Genomic DNA, 26,142 nt, shown 5'->3' with positions numbered 1-26,142 from the left:
GCAGCCCGGCCGTCCGGTCCCGCACACCGTGGCCGTTGACGCTCGCCCCGCGTGGTCAGGCCAGGCCGGCCCGGCGTCGCCGGTACTCGTCCTCGTCGATCTCGCCACGGGCGTACCGCTCGTCCAGGATGCGCCGCGCCGTCGTCGGGCCCAGGTACTGCGGGCCGGTCCACCGCACGGCCGCCCAGACGAGCCCCGCCAGCACGGCGAGCACCAGCAGGGACCAGATCCACATCCAGCCCATCATCGGGCTCTGCCACATCATCGGGCCGCCCTCCGTCCGTCACCGCGGGTCCGCCGGGCCGGCCTGCCCGCCACGTCGACGGTACGTCCGCCCGGGTGCGCCGGCACGGGTCGATGTGCCCTGGTCCGAGGGTCGGAGGTCCCCGCTCAGCCGCGCTTCATCAGGCGGCCGACGGCGGCCATCATCTCGGTCGCCATCTCGTCGGCCCGGCCCTCGGCGGCGCCCTCGTGCATGCAGTGCCGGGCGTGGCCGTCGAGCAGACCCAGGCCGACCTTGTCCAGCGCCGCCTGGATGGCCGAGATCTGGGTCAGCACGTCGATGCAGTAACGGTCGTCCTCGACCATCTTCTCGATGCCACGGACCTGGCCCTCGATCCGGCGGAGCCGGGCGAGGAGTTGGTCCTTGCTGGCGGTGTAGCCCCGGGTCGGGCTGGACGGCGCGGTCATGAAACCGAGGATAGCGTACCCCTCGGGGGTATGCTAACGTTCGGAACGTACCCCTGGGGGGTATCAGATCGGAGGGCGAGATGGAGACCACCTACCAGGTGAACGGCATGACCTGCGGGCACTGCGTCAACTCGGTGAGCACCGAGCTGAGCGCACTTCCGGGCGTCACCGACGTCCAGGTCGACCTGGCCGGCGGCCGGGTCACCGTCACCAGTCAGAACCCGCTGGACGTGGACGCGGTCCGCGCGGCGGTCGACGAGGCCGGCTACGACCTCGTCGGTGCGTGACGGGTCCGGCGGACCCGCGACAACCGAGGAGACACCATGAACACGGCGACGAAGCTCAGCGGCTTCGCGCTCGGCCTCGTGGCGGTGTTCGGCGCGGCGTACGGGATCGGCAACCTGGCCGATCCCGTCGCCCCGGCCGCCGAGACCCGACACGACGACACCGACAGCGAACACGGGGCCGGCGACACCGGCCACGGTGACGAGAGTGGCGCCTCCGCGCACCTGCCCGGCGGGCTGCTCGTCTCCGAGCGTGGCTACACGTTCCAGCCCGCCGACGCCCCGGCCGGGCAGTTCGCCTTCCGGATCACCGGCCCGGACGGCGCACCGGTCACCCGCTTCGAGGTGGCCCACGACAAGCGCATGCACCTGATCGTCGCCCGCCGGGACCTGTCCGGGTTCCGGCACGTCCACCCGGAGATGGCCGGCGACGGCACCTGGCGGGTCGCCTCACCGCTCGGCGGCCCCGGCGTCTGGCGGGCGTTCGCCGACTTCACCCCCGAAGGCGGCGAGCCGCTGACGCTCGGCCTGGACGTCACGGTCCCCGGCGAGCTGACCGCCCGGCCGCTGCCCGCGCCGGCGACCAGCACCACAGTCGACGGCTACACGGTCACCCTGACCGGCACGCCGGAGCCCGGCCGGACCAGCCGGCTCACGCTCTCCGTCAGCCGCGACGGGCGGCCGGTCACCGACCTTGCGCCCTACCTCGGCGCGTACGGCCACCTGGTGGCGCTGCGGCAGGGCGACCTGGCGTACCTGCACGTGCACCCGGAGGGCACGCCCGGCGACGGGCGCACACCTGCCGGTCCGGCGGTCACGTTCGCCGCCGAGGTGCCCTCGGCCGGGGCGTACCGTCTCTACCTGGACTTCCGGCACGGCGACGCGGTGCACACCGCCGAGTTCACCGTCCTCGCCGGCGACCGGACCGCGCCGCCGCCCGCCGCGCCGGCATCCACCACCGCACCGACCCCGGACGCCGGACACGGCACTCCGGGGCACGGGCACAGTTGAGCGCCGGAGGTGCCGCGATGACTGCCACGGGAAAGGCGCTGCCCACCGCGCCGAACCTGATCGAACTGGCGATCGGCGGGATGACCTGCGCGTCCTGCGCCGCCCGGATCGAGAAGAAGCTCAACCGGATGGACGGCGTCGAGGCGACGGTGAACTACGCCACCGAGAAGGCCACCGTCCGGTACGCCGACGACATCGCGCCGGCCGACCTGATCGCCACCGTCGAGAAGACCGGCTACACCGCCGTGGTGCCGCCGCCGCCCGAGCAGGCGGAGGCGGCAGCGGCCGGGGAGCCGGTGGACGAGCTGCGCACCGCGCGTACCCGGCTCTGGGTCTCCGCCGTGCTCACAGTGCCGGTGATCGTGCTCGCCATGGTTCCGGCCTGGCAGTTCGACTACTGGCAGTGGGCCTCGCTCACGCTGGCCGCCCCGGTGGTGGTCTGGGGCGGGCTGCCGTTCCACCGCGCCGCACTGGTCAACCTGCGGCACGGTGCGGCGACCATGGACACGCTCGTCTCGCTCGGCACGCTGGCCGCATTCGGCTGGTCGCTGTGGGCGCTGTTCCTCGGCGACGCCGGCATGCCCGGGATGAAACACCCGTTCAGCCTCGACATCACCCGCGGCGACGGCGCCGGCAACATCTACCTGGAGGCCGCCGCCGGGGTGACCGTGTTCATCCTGGCCGGGCGGTACTTCGAGGCCCGCTCCAAGCGCACCGCCGGGTCGGCGCTGCGCGCCCTGCTCGAACTCGGCGCCAAGGACGTGGCGGTGCTGCGCGACGGGCAGGAGACCCGGATCCCGGTCGGCCGGCTCGCGGTCGGGGACCGGTTCGTGGTCCGGCCCGGCGAGAAGGTCGCCACGGACGGTGTGGTCGAGGAGGGTACGTCGGCGGTCGACGCCAGCATGCTCACCGGCGAGTCGGTGCCGGTCGAGGTGGGCCAGGGCGACGCCGTGGTCGGCGCCACGGTGAACGCCGGCGGGCGCCTGGTGGTCCGCGCCACCCGGGTCGGCGGGGATACCCAGCTCGCCCAGATGGCACGGCTGGTGGAGCAGGCACAGACCGGCAAGGCGGCGGTGCAGCGGCTCGCCGACCGGATCTCCGGCGTGTTCGTACCGATCGTGATCGCGCTGGCCGCCGGCACGCTCGGCTGGTGGCTCGGCACCGGCTCCGGGCCGACCGCCGCGTTCACCGCCGCGGTGGCCGTCCTGATCATCGCCTGCCCGTGCGCGCTCGGCCTGGCCACCCCGACCGCGCTGCTCGTCGGCACCGGCCGTGGCGCGCAGCTCGGCGTGCTGATCAAGGGGCCGGAGGTGCTGGAGTCCACCCGCCGGGTCGACACCGTGGTGCTGGACAAGACCGGCACCGTCACCACCGGCCGGATGGCGCTGGCCGAGGTGCTGCCCGCCGACGGCGAGGACGCCGACGAACTGCTCCGGGTGGCCGGCGCGCTGGAGGCCGCCTCCGAGCACCCGATCGCGCGGGCCGTCGCCGAGGCCGCGGCCGAAGCCGGACCGCTGCCGCCGGTCGGCGAGTTCGCCAACGCCGAAGGGCTGGGCGTGACCGGCACCGTCGACGGCCGGACCGTGGTGGTCGGCCGGGCCCGGCTGCTGCGGGAGCGGGGTCTCGACGTACCCGAGGAGGTCGTGCGGGCCGCGACCGGCGCGGAGGCCGCCGGGCGGACGGCGATCCTGGCCGGCTGGGACGGGCGGGCCCGGGGTGTGCTCGCGGTGGCCGACGCGGTGAAGCCGACCAGCCGGGCGGCCGTCGCGCGGCTGCGTGAGCTGGGCCTGAAGCCGGTGCTGCTCACCGGCGACAACACCACTGTGGCGAAGGCGGTGGCGGCCGAGGTCGGCATCGACGAGGTGATCGCGGAGGTGCTGCCCGCCGACAAGGTCGACGTGGTCGAGCGGCTCCAACGCGAGGGCCGCGTGGTCGCCATGGTCGGCGACGGGGTGAACGACGCCGCCGCGCTGGCCCGCGCCGACCTCGGGCTGGCCGTGGGCACCGGCACCGATGCGGCGATCGAAGCGGCCGACCTGACGCTGGTCCGGGGCGACCTGATGGCCGCCCCGGACGCCATCCGGCTCTCCCGGCGGACGCTGGGGATCATCAAGGGCAATCTGTTCTGGGCGTTCGCCTACAACGTCGCGGCGCTGCCGCTGGCGGCGGCCGGACTGCTCAACCCGATGCTCGCCGGGGCGGCCATGGCGTTCTCGTCGGTGTTCGTGGTGGGCAACAGCCTGCGGCTGCGGAGCTTCCGCCCGATCGGGTGAGGGGATTGAGCCGACGGCCGAGGGGGTAACAAGTTGTCGTCAGGCAAGCGCATCAGTGGAGGTCATCATGGGTCTGGACGACAAGATCGACAACGCTTCCCAGGACACCGCGGGCAAGGTCAAGGAGGGCGTGGGCCGGGCGACCGACAACGAGCGCCTCGAGGCCGAGGGCCGCAACGACCAGGCGGGCGCCAAGCTCAAGCAGGCCGGCGAGAAGATCAAGGACGCCTTCAAGAGCTGAGTACGCGACGCACACACACCACCGGGTCGGCCCACGGGCCGGCCCGGAGTGCTGTCCGGGCGCGGGTCAGCGCGGCCGGTCACCGGCCAGGCGCGCGGCGCGTACCTCCAGATAACGCCGCTCCGGCAGGCTCGTGGTGGCCCGCGCGGCGGCCAGGTACGCGGCCCGGGCCTCCGCACGGTCACCGGCCAGGTCGAGCAGGTGTGCGCGGACGGCGGCGAGCCGGTGGTGCCCCGCGGTCCGGTCGTCGCCGTCGAGCGTGGCCAGCAGCGCCAGCCCGGCACGCGGGCCGTCCACCATTGCCACCGCGACGGCCTGGTTGAGCGTGACCATCGGGTTCGGCGCGACCTGCGCCAGCACCCGGTAGAGCGCGACGATCTGCCGCCAGTCGGTGTCCTCGGCGGTGGGCGCCTCCGCGTGCACAGCGGCGATCGCCGCCTGCACCTGGTACGGCCCGGGCGCCGACCAGGTGAGCGCCTCGGTCACCAGCGCCACCCCCTCCGCGACGGCGTCCCGGTCCCACCGGCTGCGGTCCTGCTCCGCCAGCGGCACCAGCTCGCCGTCCGGCCCGGTACGGGCGGCCCGGTGCGCGTCGGTGAGCAGCATCAGCGCCAGCAACCCGGCCACCTCGCCGTCGTCCGGGAGCAGCCGGCGCAGCTCCCGGGTCAGCCGGATCGCCTCTGCGGTCAGCTCGGCCCGGTGCAGCGCCTCGCCGCTGGACGCGGTGTAACCCTCGTTGAAGACCAGGTAGAGCACCCGCAGCACGGCGGCCAGCCGCTCGTCCCGGTCCGCCGGGGACGGCAGCGTGAAACGCGCGCCGGACGCCTCGATCCGCTGCTTCGCCCGGCGGATCCGCTGGCTCATCGTCGCCTCCGGCACCAGGTACGCGCGGGCGATCTCGGCCGTGCTCAACCCGCCCACGGCGCGCAGCGTGAGCGCCACCTGCCCGCTCACCGGCAACGCCGGATGGCAGCAGAGGAACAGCAGCTTCAACGTGTCGTCGCCGCTCGGGGTCTCCTCGTCGGCGGGCGGGACGACAGCCGCGTACGCGGGCTGCCGGACCGCGACAGCCACCTCGCGTTCCCGGCGGGCGTGCTCGCTGCGCCACTCGTCGGTGAGCCGCCGGGTGGCGACGGTGACCAGCCAGGAGCGGGGGTGGTCGGGCAGGCCCTGCTCCGGCCACTGCACGGCGGCGGCGAGCAGCGCCTCCTGGACGGCGTCCTCGCAGGCGTAGAACTGGCCGTGCCGGCGGACGAGCACGCCGAGGACCTGCGGCGCGAGCGTACGCAGCAGGTCCTCGACCACAGGTGATGTCACATCTCCGTCCCGGCCTGCTCCATCACCGCGCGCACCTCCAGCACACCGAAACCGTGCCGTACGTCCGGCCAGCGCGCGGCGATCTCGGCGGCCCGCTCCGGGGTCTCGCAGTCGACGGTCAGGTAGCCGGCGAACTGCTCCTTGCTCTCCATGAACGGCCCGTCGGTGACCTCGGCGCCGCCACCGGCCGCCGGGCGGGCCGTGCGGGTCTGCGAGGGGTGGGCCAGCGCCTCGCCGCCGACCAGTTCGCCGGACTCGGTCAGCTCCTTCATGATCTCGTCGACCTCACCGAAGATCGCGGTGCGTTCCGCCTCGGACAGCTCCTCCACGAAGCCGGGCCGGTTCCAGATCAGCAGCATGTACTTCACGGTGTACTCCTCGGGTGCGGGCCACCGGCGGTGGCGCCTCGCAGACGGGTCGGAGCCGGTCCGCCCGATCCGACATCATCACCCGGGAAGGTCAGCGGCCCCCGCGAACCGGACGGCGTGCCGGACGGCCGGGGTCGAGCGAGGCGCGGTCGGCCGCGCTGGTGCCGGAGACCCAGCCCTGCTCGTCGCGCACCTGGAGGCGGTGCCGGGTGGTACCGGGAAAGAGCTGGTCGACGCGTTCCCGGACGGCGTCGGAGCGGGCCGCGAGCACCGGCAGCAGCCGGTCGTCGGCGAGTTCCTCCGCTGCCGCCGCGCTCGCCTCCCGCAGCCGGTCGCCGACGCGTAGCGCGAACGCGTTGAGGAACGACTCGTCGTAGCCCTTGGTACGCCGCCCGCCGGCCCTGCCGCGCTCGCCCCGGCCGCGCAGCATCGCGGCGGTGGCCTGCACGAGCAGCGAGGTGTGTAGCAGTTCGACAGCCGCCAGATCGGCCGGGAAGCCGAGCACCGTGGCGAAGCCCAGGTCGTCGGACCAGACCGACTCGCACCGGTTCGCCGCCGCGACCTCCTGGATCAGCAGCGCCTTCGCGGCCGCGTACGGGGCGTCGACGCCGATCCGCACGCCACCCGGGCCGCCGGTCCGGTCGGCCCCGGCGTCGAGCAGCGCCGCGTCGATGCTGTGCCGGGCCATCAGCTCCTGCGCCTTCGCGGTGAACGCCTCCGCCTCGGCCGGGTAGCCGGTCGACTCGGCCTTCGCCAGCAGCGCGCGTACCCGGTCGAGCATCCGGGAACCGCTCGGTGTCGTGGCGGCCAGGGCGGTACCGGCCGAGCCGGGCGGCGGCCGGAGCACCGCGATCGGCGGCAGCCCCACCACCAGGACGACCGCGTCGACCGCGTCCCGCAGCGCGGTGATCCGGTCGCCGTAGGCCCGCCGGTCCAGCCAGCCCGCGTCGTCGTCCCAGCGGGCGCCGGTCTCGGTGAGCTGCTCGTCGAACCAGGCCGGGACGGGCGCGGGCAGCGTGCGCCGCTGCGCGGCCATCGCGTCGCGCAGCAGCCGGGCACCGCGGGGAGTGAGCCGCCGCGTGGCGAGCCGGTCCAGGTCGGCGGGCTGCCAGCCGCGCGGCCAGAGCCGTCCCACGTCCCGCGTGAGCCGGGCGAGCAGCGCCGCGTCGACCGCCGCGCCGTCGGCCACCACGAGGCCGTCGAGGGCTCGCTCGGCAGCGCGTACGTCGGTGCCGCGCGCGGTCGCGACGGCGGCGTCGAGCAGTCGCTCGGCTGGTGACACGGGTGGCTCTCCCTGGACTCCGACAGGCGGCAGGTCGCCCACCCCGGCACCGACGGTACCCGGCCCGCCGTTCAACCGTCCGGGCCCGCCGTCCGTACTCCTGCCCGGAGCGGGGCGGCGCGACGGACGGAGATCACGTGGGCGGGCACGACCGGGGGCTGCACCGGCGACGACGGAGGCCGCGATCACCACGGGTCCTGGCGGTGGTCCTGGTCGGTGCCGCGCTCGCAGCCGGGGGGTACGCCGCCCGGCACCCGGACCTGCTGGACCGCATCGACGTGCGGCGGACCGTACAGGCGGCGGCACCGAGCGCGCCCGCGCCGGACGCGCGTCCCACGCCGACGGTCGCGCCGACACCGGTTCCGGCGGCCGGCCGGGTGGCCCCCGGCATCGGCTACCCGGCCCGGGGCGACGGCACCTTCCGGACCGCCGACACGGTCGGCGCGGTCGCCGGGCGCTCCGGTGAGCTGCTGCGCTACCGGGTCGCGGTCGAGGACGGCATCCGCAACGTGGACGTGGAGCGGTTCGCCCGGGACGTCGCCGCCACCCTCGCCGACCGGCGGGGCTGGACCGGCGACGGCCGGTGGCGGCTGCAACGGGTGGGCCGCGACGACCGCGCCGACTTCACAGTGCTGCTCACCACGCCTGTCACCAGGGGGCGGCTGTGCGGCGACCCGAGCGACAGCTACACGTCCTGCCGCAACGGCGACCAGGTGGTGATCAACGTGGCCCGCTGGGTGTACGGGGTGCCGCACGTCAGCGATCTCTCCCGATACCGGCAGTACCTGCTCAACCACGAGGTCGGCCACCGGCTGGGCCGCGGCCACGAGCGCTGCCCCCGGGCCGGCGGTCCGGCGCCGGTCATGGTGCAGCAGACGCTCGGCCTGCACGGCTGCACACCGAACCCGTGGCCGATCGTGGGCGGCGAGCCGCTGTCCGGACCGCCCGGCCAGTACGACGACCCGATCCCGGCCGGGGACCGCTGAGCCCTCGCCCGGCGGCCGCCCCGGCCCTTCACCGGGAGAACGAGGCCCAGATGTTCTTGGTCTTCTCGGTGGCGTACCAGCCCACGTCGAGCGAGACCGACTGCGCCAGGAACAGACCCCGCCCGCCCGAGTCCGTCGGACTGATGTCGGTCAGCTCCGGCACCGAACTGACGTCGTGGTCGGCCACGTCGAGCAGGAACCGGTCGTCGGTGGTGAGCAGCGTGACGATGGTGGGCGGCCGGCCGTGCCGCAGCGCGTTGCTCGCCAGCTCGGTGGCGACGAGCACTACCAGGTGTGGCACCTCGTCCAGATTCTCGCCCTGCACCAGCCCGTGCCGGTTCAGCGCGTCACGGAGCGAGGCGCGCAGCCCACGAAGATCCTCGGGACTGTCGAGCACCCACTGCTCCAGCTCGGTGGCCTGTGGCGGCGGCGGCGAGGTGCGCAACTGTCCCATGATCTGCCTTTACCCTGCGTAGCCGCTCGTTAAGCAGCTCAGCGGCGCAGCAGCGCGAAGACGCCCCACCCCATGTACTCGCGCTGGAAGCGGACGTACCGCACCGGGTCCTCGGTCAGCTCCCGCCGCAGCTCCGGGGCCAGTTCGTCGTCCGGGTTGGCGTCCAGCCAGCGGCGCAGGTTCAGCCAGTGCGCGGCGGCGTACCGGTCCCAGCTGTCCTGGTCGGCGAGGACCATCTCGACCAGATCCCAGCCGCACTCGCCGAACGACGCGACCAGGCCGGGCAGGTCGGTGAACTCGTCGCGGGACCGGGCGTGCGAGCCGGTGACCGCCTCGTCGTCCGGCGGGTCACGCCGCCAGTAGGGCTCGCCGACGAGCGCCATGCCGCCCGGCCGCAACGCCCGGCCGAGCAGCTCCAGCGTCCCGGGCACCCCGCCGCCGATCCAGGTCGCACCGACGCAGGCGGCCATGTCGACCGGACGCTCCGGGATGTACGCCGCGGCGTCGCCGTGCACGAAAAGTACCCGGTCGGCTACACCGAGTTCGGTGGCGCGCTCCCGGGCGGCGGCGGTGAAGGCGGTGCTCAGGTCGACCCCGGTGCCGGTGATCCCGTGGTCCCGGGCCCAGGTGCAGAGCAGTTCCCCCTTGCCGCTGCACAGGTCGAGCACTTCGTCGCCGGGGCGCAATCGGATCGCCCGGCCCAGTGTGGCCAGCTTGACGTCGTCGATCGGGTTGAGGATGCGCAGTTCGCCTTCGCGGATGGTGAACTGGCGCGGCAGGTCCGGTGAGGTCATCAGTGGAGGGTGCCGCCCCCCGGTGACGCGGAGCAACGGAATTCCGGTCTGGGCCCGTCCGGGTCTCCTGGGGTACGGTCACCGCATGGTGGTCGAGGAACACTGGTGGAACGGCGTCAGCAACCCTCGCGGACGGCGCGACGTATACATCCGTACCGACGGAAGCCAGTGGCAGGTCCAGGCGCAGATCGGCGGAGCGAGCGGCCGGTCGAAGATTCAGCAGTGCCCGAGTCGTGGCTCAGCGACGATCCTCGCCGGGGCGTGGCGCGCGAGCGGCTCCGGCTGGCGGGCGATGCCGCGCTGACCTCACGCTCAGTCACGAGGTCCGTGCACCGCGCGATCGACGAGTGACTCGGCGACCTCGCGCAGCTTGCGGTTGGAGTCCTGCGACACCCGGGCCAGGATGGCGAACGCCTCGTCGGCCGAGCAGCGCCGCTGCCCCATGATGATGCCCTTCGCCTGCTCGATCACGGCCCGGCTCTGCATCGCCTCCTGCATCTGCTGCGCCAGCGTCGCCGTGCTCTCGTAGAGGTGGACGTTGGCCAGCGCGATGGCGGCGTACCCGGCCAGCGTCTGCGCCAGCTCGACCTGGCGGTCCAGGACGCCCGGGGACGCGCCGTAGATGTTCAGCGCGCCGACCATCGCCTCCTGAATGGGCAGGCCGATCGACAGCGAGCTGGCCGCGCCCGCTGCGTGCGCCCGGGCCGCCCACTCCGGCCAGCGGCTCTCCGCCGCCATGTCCGGTACCAGCATGGCGGTGCCGGTGGTGGCGGCGTCCAGGCACGGGCCGCGGCCCTGCGCGTACTGCCACTCGTCGAGCGTCAGTGCCAGTTCGCCGGTGTACGCGGCGGTGTGCGCCTCGGTGCCCTGGACCAGGGTGACCGAGACCTCTGCGGTCCCGGGCAGGGTGTCCTTGGCGACCTGGGCGATGGTCGACAACACCACGTCGAGGTCGACTTCGTCGTACTTGATCCGACCGAGTCTGATCAAGGCAGCGGCGAGGTCGGGGTGGTCCTGCGGCATGAGCGGTGACGTCCTTGTGCGAAGCGACGCCGCCGGCCCGCGAGGGGCGCGACGGCTGGTGGTGGGGATCGGCCCGTGGTGACGGACCGGCGTCCCGATTCCTGACGGAGATCGGGACCGCGCCGCTTCTTGACGCTCGTTCGTGACGCCCCGGACGGGACGTCGACTACCGGGACAACTCTACGACCCGGAACGGGTCGGTAGGACGGGACGTGCCGACGCGTGGCCGGCGGCCGGTAGCGCCGGGCGATCGACGACCTCGAACGCGCCGAGCGTGCCGGTGACGGCGAGGACGCGCCGGACCACCGGGGAGGGGCGGTGCAGGATCAGCCGCCGGCCGTGCCGGGTGAGCATCCGATGCGCCAGCACCAGCGCGTTCGTGCCGTACGCGCCGAAGAAGCTGACCTCCGCGAGGTCGATCACCACGAGCGGGGCGGGCGCCGCGACGGCCGTCTCCACGAGTTCGGTGAGCAGATGCGCGTTGCTGAGATCCACCTCGCCGGCCACCGAGACCTGAGTCACGTCCGTGCCCGCGTGGCAGCTCAGCCACATGATCGGCTGTTCGTCGGACACGGCACCCCCACCTCAACGTCCGAGGAGGCTCCCGGCGGCACTCGCCGGGAGCAGGAGGGCGCATGTCTTGACCCGTATCCGAAGATACGCCGACGGGGTGGACATCGCAGCGTGGGACGAGTTCGGACCCGCCGGTCCCGGGTACCGTCATCGCAACGAGCGCTGCCGATGATCCCCGTCAGGACAGGACGAGAGCATGGAAGCCCCCCGCATCGACCCCGGCGAAGCCCTCGCGGAGCTGAGTCGGATCCGGCTCGACGAGGTGGCGCTCGACGACGTGCTGGCGCGCGTCGCCGACCTGGCGAACCGGGCGGTGCCGGGCAGCGCCGAGGTGTCCGTCTCCCTGGTGCAGGCCGGCGCGAGCCGGGCCATCGCCTACACCAGCGACCTGGCCCGCAGCCTGGACGAGTGGCAGTACGAGCACGACGACGGGCCCTGCCTGGACGCCTCGGTCAGCGCGGTGAGCATCTCCCTGCCCGACCTGACCGATGAGCCGCGCTGGCCCGGCTGGGCGGCGCGGGCCCGCTCGGCGGGCGTGCAGAGTTCGCTGTCGATCGGACTGCCGATCCAGGAGGCGGTCACCGGGGCGCTGAACGTATACGGAAGATCCACCGACGCGTTCGACAAGGCGTCGATCGAGCTGGCGGAGGAGTTCGCCGCGTACGCGGCGGTGGCGCTCGCCAACACGCACCTCTACGAGAGCACCGCGACGCTGGCCCGGCAGATGCAGGAGGCGATGCGCAGCCGGGCGGTGATCGAGCAGGCGAAGGGGATCATCATGGGACAGCGGCGCTGCTCGGCCGAGGAGGCGTTCACGCTGCTCGCCAAGCTCTCCCAGGACTCCAACCGCAAGCTGCGCGAGGTGGCCGAGGCACTCGTCTCCCGCGCCGCCGCCCGCTGATCCGTACACGTCGTCGCGGGGCGTGAAACCGTCGTGAAACCGCGCTGATCCTGCCTGCCGTCACGGTTGCGGGCATGACGACGACGAACTCTCCCGGCGCGATGGTCGAGGTGTCCGGGCTGCGCAAGGCGTACCGGAGACAGGTGGTGCTCGACGGTGTCGACCTGCGCGTACCCGAGGCCACCGTGTTCGCCCTGCTCGGCCCGAACGGCGCCGGCAAGACCACCACCGTGCAGATCCTCTCCACACTGATCCGCCCCGACGCCGGCACCGTCCGGGTCGCCGGCCACGACGTGACCGCCGAACCGGACCGGGTACGCGCCGCGATCGGCGTGACCGGCCAGTTCTCCGCCGTTGACGCGCTGCTCACCGGCGCGGAGAACCTGCGGCTGATGACCGACCTGCGGCACCTGGGCCGGACCGAGGGACGGCGGGTGGTGGACGACCTGCTGGCCCGCTTCGACCTGACCGAGGCGGCGGGCAAGCCGGTGGCGACATACTCGGGCGGGATGAAGCGCCGGCTGGACCTGGCGATGACGCTCGTCGGCCGCCCCCGGCTGATCTTCCTGGACGAGCCGACGACCGGCCTGGACCCGCGCAGCCGCCGGGCCATGTGGCAGATCGTCCGTGAGCTGGTGGCCGAGGGCGCCACCGTCTTCCTCACCACCCAGTACCTGGAGGAGGCCGACCATCTGGCCGATCGGGTCGCGCTGCTCGACGGCGGTCGGCTGGTCGCCGAGGGCAGCCCGGCCGAGCTGAAGCGGATGGTGCCCGGCGGCCACGTACGCCTGCACTTCACCGACGCGGCGCACCTGGCCGCGGCGGCCGGGCTGTTCCCGGCGGCCACCCGGCACGACGACGACCTCACCCTGCGGGTGCCGGGCGACGGGAGCGTCAGCGGGGTGCGGGGGCTCCTCGACCGGCTCGACGCCGCCGGTGTCGCTGTCGATTCGTTGAGCCTGCACACCCCCGACCTGGACGACGTCTTCCTGGCCCTCACCGGCCACCCGACCGAGGAGAAGGTGACCGCATGAGCACGCTCGCCCACACCATCGGCGACTCGGCGACCATGCTGCGCCGCAACCTGAAGCACGCGGTGCGCTACCCGTCGCTGACCGTCGTGGTGATCGCCCTGCCGGTGATCTTTCTGCTGTTGTTCGTCTACGTCTTCGGCGGCACGCTCGGCAACGGACTCGGCGACGTGGCCGGGGGCCGGTCCGCGTACGCCGACTACGTGACCCCCGGCATCCTGCTGCTCGCCATGGCCGGCGCGGCGCAGGGCACCGCGATCGCGGTGGCCATGGACATGACCGAGGGCATCGTGGCGCGGTTCCGCACCATGTCCATCGCCCGCGCGGCGGTCCTCACCGGCCACGTCGTCGGCGCGGTGACGCAGACGCTGCTCGGCCTGGCGGTGGTGGTCGGTGTCGCGTTGCTGGTCGGATTCCGGCCGGACGCCTCCCCGGCGCAGTGGATCGCCGCCGTCGGGCTGCTCACCCTGACCGCGTTCGCGATCACCTGGCTGTCGGTGGCGCTGGGCATGGTGTCCAAGAGCGTGGAGAGCGCCAGCAACCTGCCCATGCCGTTGCTGCTGCTGCCGTTCCTGGGCAGCGGGTTCGTGCCGACCGGCTCGATGCCCGGGTGGCTCGGCTGGTTCGCCGAGCACCAGCCGTTCACCCCGATCATGGAGACGTTGCGCGGCCTGCTCCTGGCCGGCCCGGTCGACGGCGGTGACGCGCTCGTGGCGGTGGCGTGGTGCGCCGGGATCAGCCTGCTCGGTTACCTGTGGGCGCGCCGGCTGTACGACCGGGATCCCTCCCGCTGAGTTCCGCCACGGCGGCGAGCCGCAGCTCGTCGTGGTCGAGAGCGGCGTACGACGCGCTGGCCGCGTCGTACGCCGCCGCGTCCGCGTCGCGCGCCGCCCGGCGGGCCGCCGCCGAGGACATGGTGGGCTGGAAGTTGCGCAGGTAGCCGAAGCGTTCGGCGAGCGCGACCAGCCGGGCGCCGGCGGCACCGTCGCCGGTACCGCCCGACCGGTCCAGCTCGACCAGGGCGAGGGCGAGCAGCAGCGACCCGTGGAGCGGCAGCTGCACGAGAAAACCGGGCGGGTCGGTGATCGGGTCGGCCAGCAGGGTCACGCTCCGGCGGCGCAACGTCTCGGCGAGCCCCGGCACCAGGTCCAGCCGGCCGTACCGGGCGTGCGCGGCCAGGGCAGCCGCCCGGATCTCCAGATGCCACGGCGCGTCGCCGGGCGGGCCGGACCAGACGAGCGGATCCGACGGTTGACGCAACCCGTGCAGCGCCTCCCGCCAGCCGGCCAGTCCGGCCTCGACATCGCCCCGGGCCAGCGCGAACTCGGCCCGGATGCCGCGCTCGTACGCCCGCATGCCGTACTGGTCGTCCGGCACCGGCACGGCGTCGTATCGACTGTCGCAGGCATCGGTGGTGGCCAGCCGCAGCCAGCGTTCCGCCTCGTCGACCTCGCCCAGCGCCAGGTTGACCAGCACCAGGCTCCAGCGGATCTGGAGGCGGTCCCACCACGGGCCGGAGTCGGCCAGCAGGTCCAGCGCGGCGGTCAGGTTGTCCCGGGCCTCCGCCGAGCGTTCGGCCTGCATGCAGAGTTCGCCGACCCGGGAGTGGGCGAGCACCAGGAGCCACCGCAGCGGCCGGTGCGCCACCGCGTCGAGCATCCGCCGGGCCGCGTCGAGCGCGTCGTCGGGCCGGCCGGCCTGTTCCAGCAGGTAGCTGGCCAGGGCGTTCGCCATCGCGACGACAAGCGGTTCGCGGTGCGCGCGCAGCGCGGTGAGCACGGCCGGGTCGGCGCCGATCTCGGGGAGCGCGCCCAGTACCACCGCCATCGCACCGGCGACCGTGTCCGGCGGGGGCGGCGGCAGGCGGCGCAGCACGACCAGCGAGCGGGTCGAGCGACGCCCGGCGATCATCAGGTTGTGCGCCACGCCGAGCACGGCGACGGTACGGACCGGCGCCACGAACTCCGGCGCCGGACGGTAGTGGGACAGCAGGAAGTCGGTGTCGGCGACCAGCGCGAGCATCCGGGTGTAGCTGGTGTCCAGCGTCCACACGGCGGCCAGCGCGGCGGCGACACCCGCCACCGTCGGCGCGTCGGACCGGGCCACTGCCAGGCGCAGCGCGGCGACCAGGTTGTCCTGCTCGGCGCGGACCGTCGCGACCGTGGTGAACGGCTCGGCGCCGAGCAGCGCCTCGTGGTGCCCGAGGCCGAACTCGCGGGCCCAGGCGAGGAACGCCGCCACCACCCGCTCGTCCTCGCCGGCCTCGGCACGGCGGGCGGCGCCGAACTCCCGCACCGTCTCCAGCATCCGGAACCGGATCGCGTCGGGCGTCTCCTCCACCCGCAGCAGTGACTGGTCGACGAGGTGTTCCAGCACCGGCAGCGCGTCCTCGCCGAGCACCCGGTCCGCCGCCTCCGTGCTGAACCCGTCCGGGAACACCGACAGCGCCCGCAACGCCGCCCGCCCTTCCGGCCGCAGCAGGTTCCAGCTCCAGTCGACCACCGCGTGCAGCGTGTGGTGGCGTGGTGGCGCGTCCCGGGGGCCGCCACGCAGCAGCCCGAACCGGTCGTCGAGGCGGCGGGCCAGCTCCGGCACGCTCATCGCCCGCACCCGGGCTGCGGCCAGCTCGATCGCCAGCGGCATCCCGTCCAGATGCCGGCACACCTCGGCCACCTGGTCGGCGGGCAGCACAACGCCCGGCCGGGCGGCGCGGGCCCGCTGCGTGAACAGCTGCACCGCCGTGTCCAGCGGCAGTTCGGGCAGCGCGTGCACCGCCTCCGAGGTCAATCCCAGCGGGGTGCGGCTGGTGGTCAGCACCCGCAGCTCCCGGGTCGCCGCCAGCAGCGCCGCCACCAGCTCGGCGACGCCCCGGACCACCTGCTCGCAGTTGTCCAGCACCAGCAGCACCGGCCCCGGTCCGAGCGCCGCCACGATCGCGGCGACCGGGTCGGCGGGCATCGGCAGCGCGCCGACCGGCCCGGCCACCGGCTCGCCCACCCCCAGCGCCGCGGCGACCGCCTCCGGCACGTCGCCGTCGACGGCGACCGCGCCGAGCGCCACCAGACGTACGCTGCGCTGCGGTGCGCGCCGGGCCACGGCGTACGCGAGCCGGGTCTTGCCCAGCCCGCCCGGGCCGACGACGGAGACCACCCGGGAGCCGGCCAGCAGGGACTCCACCGAGGCCAGGTCGCCCTCGCGGCCCAGCAGCGGGTTCGGCTCGTACGGGATGCCGGGCCGGGCCACCCGGCTCTCCCCGTCGAGCAGTTCCCGGTGCAGCTCGCGCAGCGCCGCTCCCGGCTCGGCGCCCAGCTCGTCGCGGAGCGAGCGGCGGTAGTCCTCGTACCGGTTCAGCGCCGCCGACCGGCTCGTCACCGCTGCCTCGCAGCGGAGCAGCTCGGCCAGCAGTTCCTCGTCGTACGGACCCCCGGCGGCCAGCGCGGCGAGCCCGGGCAGCGCCTCCGCGGACCGTCCGAGCCGGGACAACGCGAGCGCCCGTGCCCGGGACAGTTCCCGGTGCGTGGCCGCCCTCTCCGCACGCAACGCGGTGAGTGGATCGCCCTCGCCCGGGTCGTCGGCCGGCGGCCCGGACCAGTTCCTCAGGCCCGCCTCCGCCTCGGCGAGGGCTTCCGCGTGCGCACCCGCGCGGGCGTGCCGGGCCGCCGCCGCGGCGTGCCGCAGCACTGCCGCCGCGTCCACCTGCGCGTCGGTGAGCGCCAGCCGGTAACCGGTGGCGGTCCGGACGATCAGGTCGGCGCCCAGCTCGGCGCGGGCCCGGGAGACCAGGATCTGCAACGCCTTGACCGGATGCCGGGGCGGGTCGTCCGGCCAGAGCGCATCGACGAGCGCGCCGGTGCCGCAGCCGGACCCGAGCCGGCCGGCCAGGAGTGCCAGCAGCCCGCGCAGCCGTGCGCCGCCCACCGGCACTCCTCGGCAGACCACGTCCGACAGCAGGGTCAGTTCGGTGGTCACCGGGCCAGCGTAGGCGGCGGACCGGCTCGTGACGGCCCCGCGCCGGGCGGTCCGTGAAGGCGGCGTGAAAAGCCCCGGCCCGCCCGTACCGGATCCGTCAAAGCAGTCGACCGTGCGCACCCGGCCCGGTTGGTATGGCCCGCGAAGGACGTACCGACGCGGGAGGCGGAAATGGGACGAGAACGGGCGGACGGGTGCACCGGATTCCGGGTGGCCGCAGGCGCCGCAGTGGTGGTCGGCGCGGCGCTGATGGCGGCCGGGGTGTTTACACCCGGCGAGCGGCCCGGGCGGGTCCTGGCGATGGCGGGCGTCGTCGGGGCGTACGCCGCTGTGGTGGCCGATCTGCGCGCGGTCGCGGCGGTGACCGCGCTGGGTGCGGCGGTCTTCGTCGGGTTCCTCGCGCACGGCTACGGCGAGCTGACCGGCCCGGGTGACGCCTGGTCCCGGGCCGTGCCGATCGGGTTCGCCGCGGTGCTCGGCGCCGGCTACCGGCACCTCCGGTCGATCGGCGCCGAGGCCCGGCCGGTGACCCGGATCACCGGCCCCGGAGACGGCGTGAAAAGCGCGTCAAGAAACCGTGGCCGCGCGTGATGGTCGCGTCAAGACCCCTGTCCGTGCGCCGGATACGGCGCTGTGATTGCCCGGCGCGGCCGGGAGGCGGTCGCGAGGACATCTTCCGCTAGGAGAGATCAGCCGTGTCTGACGTGCTGTTCGTGTTGCTGACGGTGGGGCTGTTCGCGGCTCTCGCCCTCGTGGTGAGGGGCGTGGAGAAGCTGTGAACGCCGTCAACGCCGTCGGCCTGGTGCTGGCGATCGGCCTGGGCGTGTTCCTGGTCGTCGCCCTGCTGTTCCCGGAGCGCTTCTGATGAGCATGACGACAGCCGGCGTGCTCTTCGTCCTGTCGCTGGTGGCGGCGCTCGTCGCCGTGCACCGGCCGTTCGGCGACCACATGCACCGCGTGGTCGCGGGAACCCGGTCGTCCCGGGTCGAGCGGGGGATCTACCGCCTGGTCGGGGTCGACCCGGCCGCCGAGCAGACCTGGGGCGTCTACGCCCGCTCGGTGCTGGCCTTCTCGGCCGTCTCCCTGCTGTTCCTGTACGCGTTCCAGCGCCTGCAGAACCACCTGTGGCTCTCGCTGGGATTCGATCCGGTGGTGCCGCACGGCGCCTGGAACACCGCCGTGTCGTTCGTGACCAACACGAACTGGCAGTGGTACTCGGGTGAGTCGACGATGGGCCACCTGGTGCAGATGGCCGGCCTGGCGGTGCAGAACTTCGTCTCGGCCGCCGTCGGCATCGCCGTGGCGGTGGCGCTGGTCCGGGGCTTCGCCCGCAGCCGTACCGGCGAGCTGGGCAACTTCTGGGTCGATCTGACCCGGGTCACGCTGCGGATCCTGCTGCCGATCGCGGTGCTCGGCGCGCTCGTGTTGATGCTCGGAGGCGTGGTGCAGAACCTCTCCGGCGGCACCGACGTGACCACGCTGACCGGCGGCACCCAGACCGTCACCGGCGGGCCGGTGGCGAGCCAGGAGGTCATCAAGGAGCTGGGCACCAACGGCGGCGGCTTCTACAACGCCAACAGCGCCCACCCGTTCGAGAACCCGACCGCGTGGACGAACTGGCTGGAGATCTTCCTGATCCTGGTGATCCCGTTCAGCCTGCCCCGGGTCTTCGGCCGGATGGTGGGGCAGAAGCGGCAGGGCTACGCGATCGTCGCCGTGATGGCGATCCTGGCGTTCGCCAGTGTCACCCTCACAAACGTCTTCGAGCTGGCCGGCGACGGCACGGTGCCGCAGGCGGTCGGCGCGGCGCTGGAGGGCAAGGAGGTGCGCTTCGACGTGTCGAACTCGGCCACGTTCGCGGCGGCCACCACGCTCACCTCGACCGGCGCCGTCGACTCGTTCCACGACTCGTACACCGCGCTGGGCGGCATGATGACGCTGGGCAACATGATGCTCGGCGAGGTCGCCCCCGGCGGTGTCGGCGCCGGCCTGTACGGGCTGCTGATCCTCGCGGTGATCACGGTGTTCGTGGCCGGCCTGATGGTCGGGCGCACCCCGGAGTACCTGGGCAAGAAGATCGGCTCGCGCGAGATCAAGTTCGCCTCGATGTACTTCCTGATCACCCCGGCGCTGGTGCTCACCGGCACCGCCGCCGCGTTCGCCACCGGCAACGCCTCGACAGCGCTGAACGCCGGACCGCACGGGCTGTCCGAAGTGCTCTACGCGTTCACCTCGGCCAGCAACAACAACGGCTCCGCGTTCGCCGGCATCACCGTGAACACACAGTGGTGGAACACTGCGCTCGGGCTCTGCATGCTGCTCGGCCGGTTCCTGCCGATCATCTTCGTGCTCGCGCTGGCCGGCTCGCTGGCCCGCCAGCAACCCACACCCGCCTCCGAGGGCACCCTGCCGACCCACCGGCCGTTGTTCGTCGGCATGGTCGTCGGCGTCACGGTGGTCCTCGTCGCGCTCACCTTCCTTCCCGCACTCGCGCTCGGCCCGCTGGCCGAAGGGCTGTGACCACCATGAGAGACAAGGACATGACAGCACCTGTGCAGACCGCCGACGCGCCGGTCACCGGCGACACCGCGGCTCCCGGCACGCCGGGCCGCCGCGACCGGGTCGGCGGCGGACTGCTCGACCCTCGCCAGTTGCTCCGGTCGTCGCCGGACGCGCTGCGCAAGCTCGACCCGCGCACCCTGTGGCGCAACCCGGTGATGCTGATCGTGGAGATCGGCGCGCTGTTCACCACAGTGCTCGCGGTGGCCGACCCGTCCGTCTTCGCGATCGCGATCACCGTCTGGCTCTGGCTCACCGTGATCTTCGCGAACCTGGCCGAGGCGGTCGCCGAGGGGCGCGGCAAGGCGCAGGCCGACACGCTGCGCCGGGCCAAGCAGGACACCGTCGCCACCCGCCTGGTCGGCTGGACGCCGGGTGCCGCCGCGAACGCGTACCGGGACGAGGCGGTGCCCGCGCCGCAGCTGCGGCAGGGTGACGTCGTCCTGGTCGAGGCCGGTCAGGTCGTCCCCGGTGACGGCGACGTGGTCGAGGGCATCGCCAGCGTCGACGAGTCGGCGATCACCGGCGAGTCCGCCCCGGTGATCCGGGAGTCCGGCGGCGACCGCAGCGCGGTCACCGGCGGCACCCGGGTCCTCTCCGACCGGATCGTCGTCCGGATCACGCAGAAGCCGGGCGAGAGCTTCATCGACCGGATGATCGCGCTGGTCGAGGGCGCCAACCGGCAGAAGACGCCGAACGAGATCGCACTGAACATCCTGCTGGCCGCGCTGACGATCATCTTCCTGCTCGCCGTCGTCACACTCCAGCCGATGGCGATCTTCGCCAAGGGTTACCAGGCCGCCGCGCCGGACACCGCGGCGATCACCGACTCCGGCGTCACCGGCGTCGTCCTCGTGTCGCTTCTGGTCTGTCTCATCCCGACCACCATCGGGGCTCTGCTGTCCGCGATCGGCATCGCCGGCATGGACCGGCTCGTGCAGCGCAACGTGCTGGCGATGAGCGGCCGGGCGGTCGAGGCGGCCGGCGACGTCAACACGCTGCTGCTGGACAAGACCGGCACGATCACGCTCGGCAACCGGCAGGCCGCCGAGTTCCTGCCGGTGGACGGCGTGGACGCGGCCACGCTCGCCGACGCGGCGCAACTGTCCAGCCTGGCCGACGAGACCCCCGAGGGCCGCTCGGTCGTGGTGCTCGCGAAGAACGAGTACGGGCTGCGCGAGCGCGAGCCCGGCCTCATCCCGCACGCCACGTTCGTGCCGTTCACCGCGCAGACCCGGATGAGCGGCGTCGACCTGGACGCCGGCGGCGACGTCCGGCACATCCGCAAGGGCGCCGCCGCCGCGGTGATGAAGTGGGTACGCGACAACGGCGGCCACCCGACCGAACAGGTCGGTGAACTGGTCGACGCGATCAGCGGCACCGGCGGCACGCCGCTCGTGGTGGCCGAGCACGTGGCCGGGGAGCCGGCCCGGGCGCTCGGCGTCATCCACCTCAAGGACGTGGTGAAGGCCGGGATGCGGGAGCGCTTCGACGAGATGCGCCGGATGGGCATCCGCACCGTGATGATCACCGGCGACAACCCGCGTACCGCGAAGGCGATCGCCGACGAGGCGGGCGTGGACGACTTCCTCGCGGAGGCCACGCCAGAGGACAAGCTCGCGCTGATCAAGAAGGAGCAGGAGGGCGGCCGGCTCGTCGCCATGACCGGCGACGGCACGAACGACGCGCCCGCGCTGGCCCAGGCGGACGTCGGTGTCGCCATGAACACCGGCACGTCGGCCGCCAAGGAGGCCGGCAACATGGTCGACCTCGACTCCGACCCGACCAAGCTGATCGAGATCGTGGAGATCGGCAAGCAGTTGCTGATCACCCGGGGTGCGCTGACCACGTTCAGCATCGCCAACGACATCGCGAAGTACTTCGCGATCATCCCGGCCATGTTCGCCGGCATCTACCCGTCGCTGGACCGGCTCAACATCATGCGCCTGGCCAGCCCCGAGTCGGCGATCCTCTCCGCCGTCGTCTTCAACGCGATAGTCATCGTGGCGTTGATCCCGCTGGCCCTGCGCGGCGTGCGCTACCGCCCGGCCGGCGCCTCGACGCTGCTGCGCCGCAACCTGTGGCTCTACGGCCTCGGCGGCATCGTGGTGCCGTTCGTCGGCATCAAGCTCATCGACCTGCTCGTCCAGTTCGTCCCGGGGATCTCGTGATGCGCCTTCCCAGTTGGCTCTCCCAGCACCTGGCCGCCCTGCGCGCGGTGCTCGTCTTCACCGTGCTGCTCGGCCTGCTCTACCCGCTCGCCCTGGTCGCCGTCGGCCGGTTGCCCGGCCTCGACGGCAGGGCGGACGGCTCACTGCTCACCGTCGGCGGCCGGACCGTCGGCAGCTCGCTGATCGGCCAGTCGTTCACCGACGCGGACGGCAACCCGATCCCGCGCTACTTCCAGTCCCGCCCGTCGGCCGCCGGGGAGGGCTACGACCCGACCTCCACCGCGGCGAGCAACCTCGGCCCGGAGAGCGTGGTGGACACGCTCGCCGCCGACCCCGCCGGCTCCACGCCGAGCCTGCTCACCCAGGTCTGCGCGCGCAGCAAGGCGATCGGCGACCTCGACGGCGTGGACGGGCGGCGCCCGTACTGCACGCCGGACGGGGTGGGCGCGGTGCTCGCCGTGTTCCGCGCCGACGGCCTCACCGGCCCGATCACCCGTGTGGTGAGCGTCAACCAGGCCGCGCCGGCGACGCCGTTCGTCACCACCTGGCAGGGCGTACCGGTGGAGGCGGCCCAGCCCGGCCACGACTACGTGGCGGAGGGCGGCATCGTCACCCCGGTACGCGGGGACGCCCCGGCCCGGCCCGCCGTACCGGCCGACGCGGTCACCGCAAGTGGCAGCGGCCTCGACCCGCACATCTCCCCGGCGTACGCGGAGATCCAGGTGGCCCGGGTGGCGCGGGAGCGCGGCGCGGACCCGGCGGCGGTACGGCGGCTGGTCGCCGAGCACACCACCGGCCGGGCGCTGGGCTTCATGGGTGAGCCCGGGGTGAACGTGCTGGAACTCAACCTCGCGCTGGACGAGGCGTTCCCGGCGCGCTGACGCGACAGCGACCGGAGCGGCCCCGGGGAAGACCCGGGGCCGCTCCCGGCCGGTCAGGGAGGATGGACGCTGTGGGCAGGGGTGAACTGCGGATCTATCTCGGGGCCGCCCCGGGCGTCGGCAAGACGTACGCGATGCTCGAGGAGGCCCAGCGCCGGGCCGAGCGCGGCACCGACGTGGTGATCGGCCTGGTCGAGACGCACGGCCGCCGGCACACCGCCGAGATGATCGGTGACCTGGAGCTGGTGCCCCGCCGCGCGATGACCTACCGGGGCGTCGAGTTCACCGAGATGGACCTGGACGCGGTGCTGGCCCGGCGGCCCGAGGTGGTCGTGGTGGACGAGCTGGCCCACACGAACGTGCCCGGCTCCCGTCACGAGAAGCGCTGGCAGGACGTGCAGGAGCTGCTCGACGCCGGGATCAGCGTGCTCTCGACGGTCAACGTGCAGCACCTGGAGTCACTGAACGACGTGGTCGCGCAGATCACCGGCACCACCCAGCGGGAGACGGTCCCGGACCAGGTGGTCCGGGCCGCCGAGCAGGTCGAGCTGGTGGACATGACGCCGGAGGCGCTGCGCCGCCGGATGGCGCACGGCAACATCTACCGGCCCGACAAGATCGACGCCGCGCTCGGCAACTACTTCCGGGTCGGCAACCTCACCGCGCTACGCGAACTGGCGCTGCTCTGGCTGGCCGACAAGGTCGACGAGCAGCTCGACGCGTACCGGGCCCAGCAGGGCATCTCCGACACCTGGGAGGCGCGGGAACGGGTGGTGGTCGCGCTGACCGGCGGCCCGGAGGGCGAGACGCTGATCCGCCGGGCCGCCCGGATCGCCGCCCGCAGCAAGGGCGCCGACCTGCTCGCCGTGCACGTGGCCCGCAGCGACGGGCTGGCCGGCGCCGACCCGGCCCAGCTGGCCCGGCAGCGGGTGCTGGTGGAGAGCCTCGGCGGCACGTACCACCAGGTGCTCGGCACCGACATCCCGGCATCGCTGCTCGACTTCGCGCGGGGCGTCAACGCCACCCAGCTCGTGCTCGGCGCGAGCCGCCGGGGCCGGTTCGCGCAGGTGTTCGCCCGGGGCGTCGGCGTGACCACCACCGCGCTGTCCGGCCCGATCGACGTGCACCTGGTCACCCACCCCGAGGCGGGCCGCGGGCGCCGGGGCACGTCGGTGCCCGCCGCGCTGTCGCGACGCCGGCGGCTGATCGGGTACGCGCTCGCGGTGCTCGGCATGCCGCTGCTCACGCTCGTGCTGCGGACGCTGCCCGACCTCACCCTGACGAACGACATCCTGCTGTTCCTCGCCGGTGTCGTGGGCGTGGCGCTGGTCGGCGGACTGTGGCCCGCGCTGGTCGCCGCGCTCGGCGGATCGCTGCTGCTCAACTGGTTCTTCACGCCGCCGTACCGGACGCTCACCATCGCCGAGGCGGACAACCTGCTCGCCCTGGGCGTGTTCGTCGGCGTCGCCATCGCGGTGAGCTGGGTGGTCGACGTGGCGGCTCGCCGTACCCGGGAGGCGGCCCGGGCCTCCGCCGAAGCGCAGACCCTGGCCACCGTGGCGGGCAGCGTGCTGCGCGGCGAGCGACCGCTGCCCGCGCTGCTGGACCGGCTGCGGGAGACGTTCGGGCTGCGCGCGGTCAGCGTGCTGGAGCTGACCGACGAGGCCGGCGGACGCCCGGCGCGCGCCCGGGGCGCGGACGCCTGGCGGGTGGTGGCGAGCGTCGGTGACCGGCCGCCCGGTAGCCCGGGCGCGGGCGAGACGGTGGTGCCGGTGGACGACCGGCTGAGCGTGGTGCTCGCCGGCCGGCGGCTGGAGGCGGCCGACCGGCGGGTGGTCGAGGCGTTCGCGGCGCAGGCCGCCGTCGCGCTGCGCCAGGAGCGGCTGGCCGAGGAGGCCGCGACCGCCCGTCCGCTCGCCGCCGCCGACCGGATGCGGACCGCGCTGCTCGCGGCGGTCAGCCACGACCTGCGTACGCCGCTGGCGTCGGCGAAGGCGGCGGTGAGCAGCCTGCGCAGCCACGACGTCGAGTTCGACGCGGACGACCGGGAGGAACTGCTCGCCACCGCCGACGAGTCGCTGGACCGGCTGAGCCGGCTGGTGGCGAACCTGCTCGACATGAGCCGGTTGCAGGCCGGCGCGCTGGGCGTGAGCGCCACCGCGATCGGGCTGGAGGACGCCGTACCCCTGGCGCTCGACGAACTGGGCCCGGCGGCGGCCGAGGTGACCACCGACATCCCGGCCGACCTGCCGGCGGCGCTCGCCGACCCGGGCCTGCTGGAGCGGGTGCTCGTCAACATCGTGGCCAACGCGCTGCGGCACAGCCCGCCCGGTAGGCCGCCGACGATCACCGGCAGCGCACACGCCGGACAGGTCGAGCTGCGGGTGATCGACACCGGGCCGGGCATCCCGGAGGACCAGTGGGAGCACGTCTTCCTGCCGTTCCAGCGCCTCGGCGACCGGGACAACCAGACCGGGGTGGGCCTGGGGCTGGCGCTGTCCCGGGGACTCGCCGAGGCGATGGGTGGCAGCATCACCCCGGAGACCACGCCCGGTGGCGGTCTCACCTTGGTGCTGCGGCTGCCGGCCGCCACCCAGCCGGAGAGGCCGCAGGAATGACCCGGATCCTGGTCGTCGACGACGAGCCGCAGATCCTGCGCGCGCTGCGGATCAACCTGCGGGCCCGGGGCTACGACGTCGAGGTCGCAGGCAGCGGCGCTACCGCGCTCAAGGCCGCCGCCGCCCACCCGCCGGACCTGGTGGTGCTCGACCTCGGCCTGCCCGACCTGGACGGCACCGACGTCATCCGGGGCCTGCGCGGCTGGACCGCCGTGCCGATCATCGTGCTGTCCGGGCGGGCCGGCAGCGAGGACAAGGTGTCCGCGCTCGACGCGGGCGCCGACGACTACGTGACCAAGCCGTTCGGCGTCGACGAACTGCTCGCCCGGATCCGGGCGGTGACCCGGCGGCTCGCCCCGGCCACGCCCGCCGTACCGGCGCTGCGAATCGGCCGCAACACCGTCGACCTGGCCGACCGGACGGTCACCCGGGACGACGGCGTCGAGGTCAAGCTCACCCCCACCCAGTGGGCCATGCTGGAGAAGCTGCTGCGCAACCCGGGCAAGCTGGTCAGCCAGCGCCAGTTGCTGCACGACGTGTGGGGACCGGAGTACCACCACGAGACGAACTACCTGCGGCAGTACATGGCCCAGCTGCGGCGCAAGCTGGAGGACGACCCGGCCCGGCCCCGGCATCTGATCACCGAACCGGGCATGGGCTACCGCTACCGACCCTGACGTTTGCGCGAGCGCGGGCGGGGGACTCGGCGACCCGGC

Annotated in this window: 26 protein-coding genes; 16 read left to right on the top strand and 10 right to left on the bottom strand. The window is 73.7% G+C overall.

From position 1 onward, the window contains the following. Positions 1–55 precede the first annotated feature (55 nt). Together IRY44_RS02565 and IRY44_RS02560 are read right to left on the bottom strand one after the other, a co-directional pair. Positions 56–265 carry an SHOCT domain-containing protein gene (locus IRY44_RS02565; RefSeq protein ID WP_030503502.1) on the bottom strand — a complete coding sequence of 70 codons (210 nt, stop codon included), beginning with the start codon at positions 263–265 and terminating at the stop codon, positions 56–58. Between the two features lie 125 nt (positions 266–390). Continuing rightward, positions 391–690, bottom strand: a complete 300-nt coding sequence (locus IRY44_RS02560; RefSeq protein WP_013283780.1) for a metal-sensitive transcriptional regulator — start codon at positions 688–690, stop codon at positions 391–393. An 80-nt stretch (positions 691–770) separates the two neighbouring features. Between IRY44_RS02560 and IRY44_RS02555 the strand changes: the two genes are divergently transcribed. The 4 genes from IRY44_RS02555 (at position 771) to IRY44_RS02540 (ending at position 4,499) form a co-directional block, all read left to right on the top strand. Beyond that, on the top strand, positions 771–977 hold the full coding sequence (locus IRY44_RS02555; protein ID WP_013473785.1) for a heavy-metal-associated domain-containing protein: 207 nt from the start codon (positions 771–773) through the stop codon (positions 975–977). A gap of 36 nt (positions 978–1,013) precedes the next feature. Continuing rightward, positions 1,014–1,985, top strand: coding sequence for a hypothetical protein (locus IRY44_RS02550; protein WP_194798842.1), 972 nt, complete (start codon positions 1,014–1,016; stop codon positions 1,983–1,985). Between the two features lie 17 nt (positions 1,986–2,002). Then, on the top strand, positions 2,003–4,258 hold the full coding sequence (locus tag IRY44_RS02545; protein ID WP_194798841.1) for a cation-translocating P-type ATPase: 2,256 nt from the start codon (positions 2,003–2,005) through the stop codon (positions 4,256–4,258). A gap of 67 nt (positions 4,259–4,325) precedes the next feature. Further along, entirely contained in the window at positions 4,326–4,499 is a 174-nt protein-coding gene (locus IRY44_RS02540) for a CsbD family protein (protein ID WP_013283784.1), read from the top strand. A gap of 66 nt (positions 4,500–4,565) precedes the next feature. Here the strand turns inward: IRY44_RS02540 and IRY44_RS02535 are convergent, their stop codons facing one another. From IRY44_RS02535 to IRY44_RS02525, 3 genes are all read right to left on the bottom strand, one after another. Next, a complete protein-coding gene (locus tag IRY44_RS02535) occupies positions 4,566–5,816 on the bottom strand; it encodes an RNA polymerase sigma factor (protein ID WP_194798840.1) in 1,251 nt (416 codons plus the stop codon). Then, entirely contained in the window at positions 5,813–6,175 is a 363-nt protein-coding gene (locus IRY44_RS02530) for a YciI family protein (protein WP_228531393.1), read from the bottom strand. Before IRY44_RS02530 ends, IRY44_RS02535 begins: the two co-directional genes overlap by 4 nt. A gap of 100 nt (positions 6,176–6,275) precedes the next feature. Continuing rightward, entirely contained in the window at positions 6,276–7,466 is a 1,191-nt protein-coding gene (locus IRY44_RS02525; RefSeq protein WP_194798838.1) for a DUF2786 domain-containing protein, read from the bottom strand. Between the two features lie 203 nt (positions 7,467–7,669). Here IRY44_RS02525 and IRY44_RS02520 point away from each other — a divergent pair, with 203 nt between their 5' ends. Then, complete coding sequence (locus IRY44_RS02520; RefSeq protein WP_194798837.1) at positions 7,670–8,452, top strand: DUF3152 domain-containing protein; 783 nt, start codon at positions 7,670–7,672, stop codon at positions 8,450–8,452. A 28-nt stretch (positions 8,453–8,480) separates the two neighbouring features. On the opposite strand, the gene IRY44_RS02515 is transcribed toward IRY44_RS02520, so the two are convergent. Both IRY44_RS02515 and IRY44_RS02510 read right to left on the bottom strand, forming a co-directional pair. Continuing rightward, positions 8,481–8,906, bottom strand: coding sequence for an ATP-binding protein (locus IRY44_RS02515; RefSeq protein ID WP_194798836.1), 426 nt, complete (start codon positions 8,904–8,906; stop codon positions 8,481–8,483). Between the two features lie 38 nt (positions 8,907–8,944). Continuing rightward, a complete protein-coding gene (locus IRY44_RS02510) occupies positions 8,945–9,700 on the bottom strand; it encodes a cyclopropane-fatty-acyl-phospholipid synthase family protein (protein ID WP_194798835.1) in 756 nt (251 codons plus the stop codon). Positions 9,701–9,785: 85 nt separating this feature from the next. Here IRY44_RS02510 and IRY44_RS02505 point away from each other — a divergent pair, with 85 nt between their 5' ends. Next, positions 9,786–10,004: a hypothetical protein gene (locus IRY44_RS02505; protein WP_194798834.1), complete on the top strand. Its 219-nt coding sequence runs from the start codon at positions 9,786–9,788 to the stop codon at positions 10,002–10,004. A gap of 8 nt (positions 10,005–10,012) precedes the next feature. On the opposite strand, the gene IRY44_RS02500 is transcribed toward IRY44_RS02505, so the two are convergent. Both IRY44_RS02500 and IRY44_RS02495 read right to left on the bottom strand, forming a co-directional pair. Further along, on the bottom strand, positions 10,013–10,723 hold the full coding sequence (locus IRY44_RS02500; protein ID WP_194798833.1) for a GAF and ANTAR domain-containing protein: 711 nt from the start codon (positions 10,721–10,723) through the stop codon (positions 10,013–10,015). A gap of 180 nt (positions 10,724–10,903) precedes the next feature. Next, entirely contained in the window at positions 10,904–11,296 is a 393-nt protein-coding gene (locus IRY44_RS02495) for an STAS domain-containing protein (protein ID WP_269696033.1), read from the bottom strand. A 196-nt stretch (positions 11,297–11,492) separates the two neighbouring features. Here IRY44_RS02495 and IRY44_RS02490 point away from each other — a divergent pair, with 196 nt between their 5' ends. From IRY44_RS02490 to IRY44_RS02480, 3 genes are all read left to right on the top strand, one after another. After that, a complete protein-coding gene (locus tag IRY44_RS02490; RefSeq protein WP_194798832.1) occupies positions 11,493–12,197 on the top strand; it encodes a GAF and ANTAR domain-containing protein in 705 nt (234 codons plus the stop codon). A 74-nt stretch (positions 12,198–12,271) separates the two neighbouring features. Beyond that, positions 12,272–13,231, top strand: a complete 960-nt coding sequence (locus IRY44_RS02485; protein WP_194798831.1) for an ATP-binding cassette domain-containing protein — start codon at positions 12,272–12,274, stop codon at positions 13,229–13,231. Next, on the top strand, positions 13,228–14,022 hold the full coding sequence (locus IRY44_RS02480) for an ABC transporter permease (RefSeq protein WP_194798830.1): 795 nt from the start codon (positions 13,228–13,230) through the stop codon (positions 14,020–14,022). Before IRY44_RS02485 ends, IRY44_RS02480 begins: the two co-directional genes overlap by 4 nt. Here IRY44_RS02480 and IRY44_RS31160 read toward each other — a convergent pair. Further along, positions 13,964–17,197 (bottom strand): BTAD domain-containing putative transcriptional regulator, encoded by a 3,234-nt coding sequence (locus tag IRY44_RS31160; RefSeq protein ID WP_194798829.1) that lies wholly within the window; start codon positions 17,195–17,197, stop codon positions 13,964–13,966. The two genes, IRY44_RS02480 and IRY44_RS31160, sit on opposite strands and share 59 nt — an antisense overlap. A 171-nt stretch (positions 17,198–17,368) precedes the next feature. On the opposite strand from IRY44_RS31160, the gene IRY44_RS30580 reads away from it, so the two are divergent. The 7 genes from IRY44_RS30580 (at position 17,369) to IRY44_RS02440 (ending at position 26,103) form a co-directional block, all read left to right on the top strand. Continuing rightward, on the top strand, positions 17,369–17,788 hold the full coding sequence (locus IRY44_RS30580; protein ID WP_228531253.1) for a hypothetical protein: 420 nt from the start codon (positions 17,369–17,371) through the stop codon (positions 17,786–17,788). 184 nt (positions 17,789–17,972) lie between these two features. Beyond that, positions 17,973–18,062: a K(+)-transporting ATPase subunit F gene (gene kdpF, locus IRY44_RS02465; protein ID WP_088643699.1), complete on the top strand. Its 90-nt coding sequence runs from the start codon at positions 17,973–17,975 to the stop codon at positions 18,060–18,062. Continuing rightward, entirely contained in the window at positions 18,062–19,717 is a 1,656-nt protein-coding gene (gene kdpA / locus IRY44_RS02460) for a potassium-transporting ATPase subunit KdpA (RefSeq protein WP_194798828.1), read from the top strand. The genes kdpF and kdpA overlap by 1 nt, the downstream gene beginning before the upstream one ends. A gap of 20 nt (positions 19,718–19,737) precedes the next feature. Beyond that, entirely contained in the window at positions 19,738–21,927 is a 2,190-nt protein-coding gene (gene kdpB, locus IRY44_RS02455) for a potassium-transporting ATPase subunit KdpB (RefSeq protein ID WP_194798827.1), read from the top strand. After that, positions 21,927–22,808, top strand: a complete 882-nt coding sequence (locus tag IRY44_RS02450) for a potassium-transporting ATPase subunit C (protein ID WP_194798826.1) — start codon at positions 21,927–21,929, stop codon at positions 22,806–22,808. The genes kdpB and IRY44_RS02450 overlap by 1 nt, the downstream gene beginning before the upstream one ends. A gap of 71 nt (positions 22,809–22,879) precedes the next feature. Next, complete coding sequence (locus IRY44_RS02445; RefSeq protein WP_194798825.1) at positions 22,880–25,426, top strand: DUF4118 domain-containing protein; 2,547 nt, start codon at positions 22,880–22,882, stop codon at positions 25,424–25,426. Then, on the top strand, positions 25,423–26,103 hold the full coding sequence (locus IRY44_RS02440) for a response regulator (RefSeq protein ID WP_194798824.1): 681 nt from the start codon (positions 25,423–25,425) through the stop codon (positions 26,101–26,103). The genes IRY44_RS02445 and IRY44_RS02440 overlap by 4 nt, the downstream gene beginning before the upstream one ends. Positions 26,104–26,142 lie beyond the last annotated feature (39 nt).

Source organism: Micromonospora sp. ANENR4 (assembly GCF_015354395.1).
Lineage (GTDB): Bacteria > Actinomycetota > Actinomycetes > Mycobacteriales > Micromonosporaceae > Micromonospora > Micromonospora aurantiaca.
This window is presented reverse-complemented; position numbering and strand designations above follow the sequence as displayed.

What these genes read in the sequence shown, in the direction of transcription:
- IRY44_RS02565 (WP_030503502.1), bottom strand. Translation starts at nt 265, where the DNA reads ATGATGTGGCAGAGCCCGATGATGGGCTGGATGTGGATCTGGTCCCTG.
- IRY44_RS02560 (WP_013283780.1), bottom strand. Translation starts at nt 690, where the DNA reads ATGACCGCGCCGTCCAGCCCGACCCGGGGCTACACCGCCAGCAAGGAC.
- IRY44_RS02555 (WP_013473785.1), top strand. Translation starts at nt 771, where the DNA reads ATGGAGACCACCTACCAGGTGAACGGCATGACCTGCGGGCACTGCGTC.
- IRY44_RS02550 (WP_194798842.1), top strand. Translation starts at nt 1,014, where the DNA reads ATGAACACGGCGACGAAGCTCAGCGGCTTCGCGCTCGGCCTCGTGGCG.
- IRY44_RS02545 (WP_194798841.1), top strand. Translation starts at nt 2,003, where the DNA reads ATGACTGCCACGGGAAAGGCGCTGCCCACCGCGCCGAACCTGATCGAA.
- IRY44_RS02540 (WP_013283784.1), top strand. Translation starts at nt 4,326, where the DNA reads ATGGGTCTGGACGACAAGATCGACAACGCTTCCCAGGACACCGCGGGC.
- IRY44_RS02530 (WP_228531393.1), bottom strand. Translation starts at nt 6,175, where the DNA reads ATGCTGCTGATCTGGAACCGGCCCGGCTTCGTGGAGGAGCTGTCCGAG.
- IRY44_RS02515 (WP_194798836.1), bottom strand. Translation starts at nt 8,906, where the DNA reads ATGGGACAGTTGCGCACCTCGCCGCCGCCGCCACAGGCCACCGAGCTG.
- IRY44_RS02510 (WP_194798835.1), bottom strand. Translation starts at nt 9,700, where the DNA reads ATGACCTCACCGGACCTGCCGCGCCAGTTCACCATCCGCGAAGGCGAA.
- IRY44_RS02505 (WP_194798834.1), top strand. Translation starts at nt 9,786, where the DNA reads ATGGTGGTCGAGGAACACTGGTGGAACGGCGTCAGCAACCCTCGCGGA.
- IRY44_RS02500 (WP_194798833.1), bottom strand. Translation starts at nt 10,723, where the DNA reads ATGCCGCAGGACCACCCCGACCTCGCCGCTGCCTTGATCAGACTCGGT.
- IRY44_RS02490 (WP_194798832.1), top strand. Translation starts at nt 11,493, where the DNA reads ATGGAAGCCCCCCGCATCGACCCCGGCGAAGCCCTCGCGGAGCTGAGT.
- IRY44_RS02485 (WP_194798831.1), top strand. Translation starts at nt 12,272, where the DNA reads ATGACGACGACGAACTCTCCCGGCGCGATGGTCGAGGTGTCCGGGCTG.
- IRY44_RS02480 (WP_194798830.1), top strand. Translation starts at nt 13,228, where the DNA reads ATGAGCACGCTCGCCCACACCATCGGCGACTCGGCGACCATGCTGCGC.
- IRY44_RS30580 (WP_228531253.1), top strand. Translation starts at nt 17,369, where the DNA reads ATGGGACGAGAACGGGCGGACGGGTGCACCGGATTCCGGGTGGCCGCA.
- kdpA (WP_194798828.1), top strand. Translation starts at nt 18,062, where the DNA reads ATGAGCATGACGACAGCCGGCGTGCTCTTCGTCCTGTCGCTGGTGGCG.
- kdpB (WP_194798827.1), top strand. Translation starts at nt 19,738, where the DNA reads ATGACAGCACCTGTGCAGACCGCCGACGCGCCGGTCACCGGCGACACC.
- IRY44_RS02450 (WP_194798826.1), top strand. Translation starts at nt 21,927, where the DNA reads ATGCGCCTTCCCAGTTGGCTCTCCCAGCACCTGGCCGCCCTGCGCGCG.
- IRY44_RS02440 (WP_194798824.1), top strand. Translation starts at nt 25,423, where the DNA reads ATGACCCGGATCCTGGTCGTCGACGACGAGCCGCAGATCCTGCGCGCG.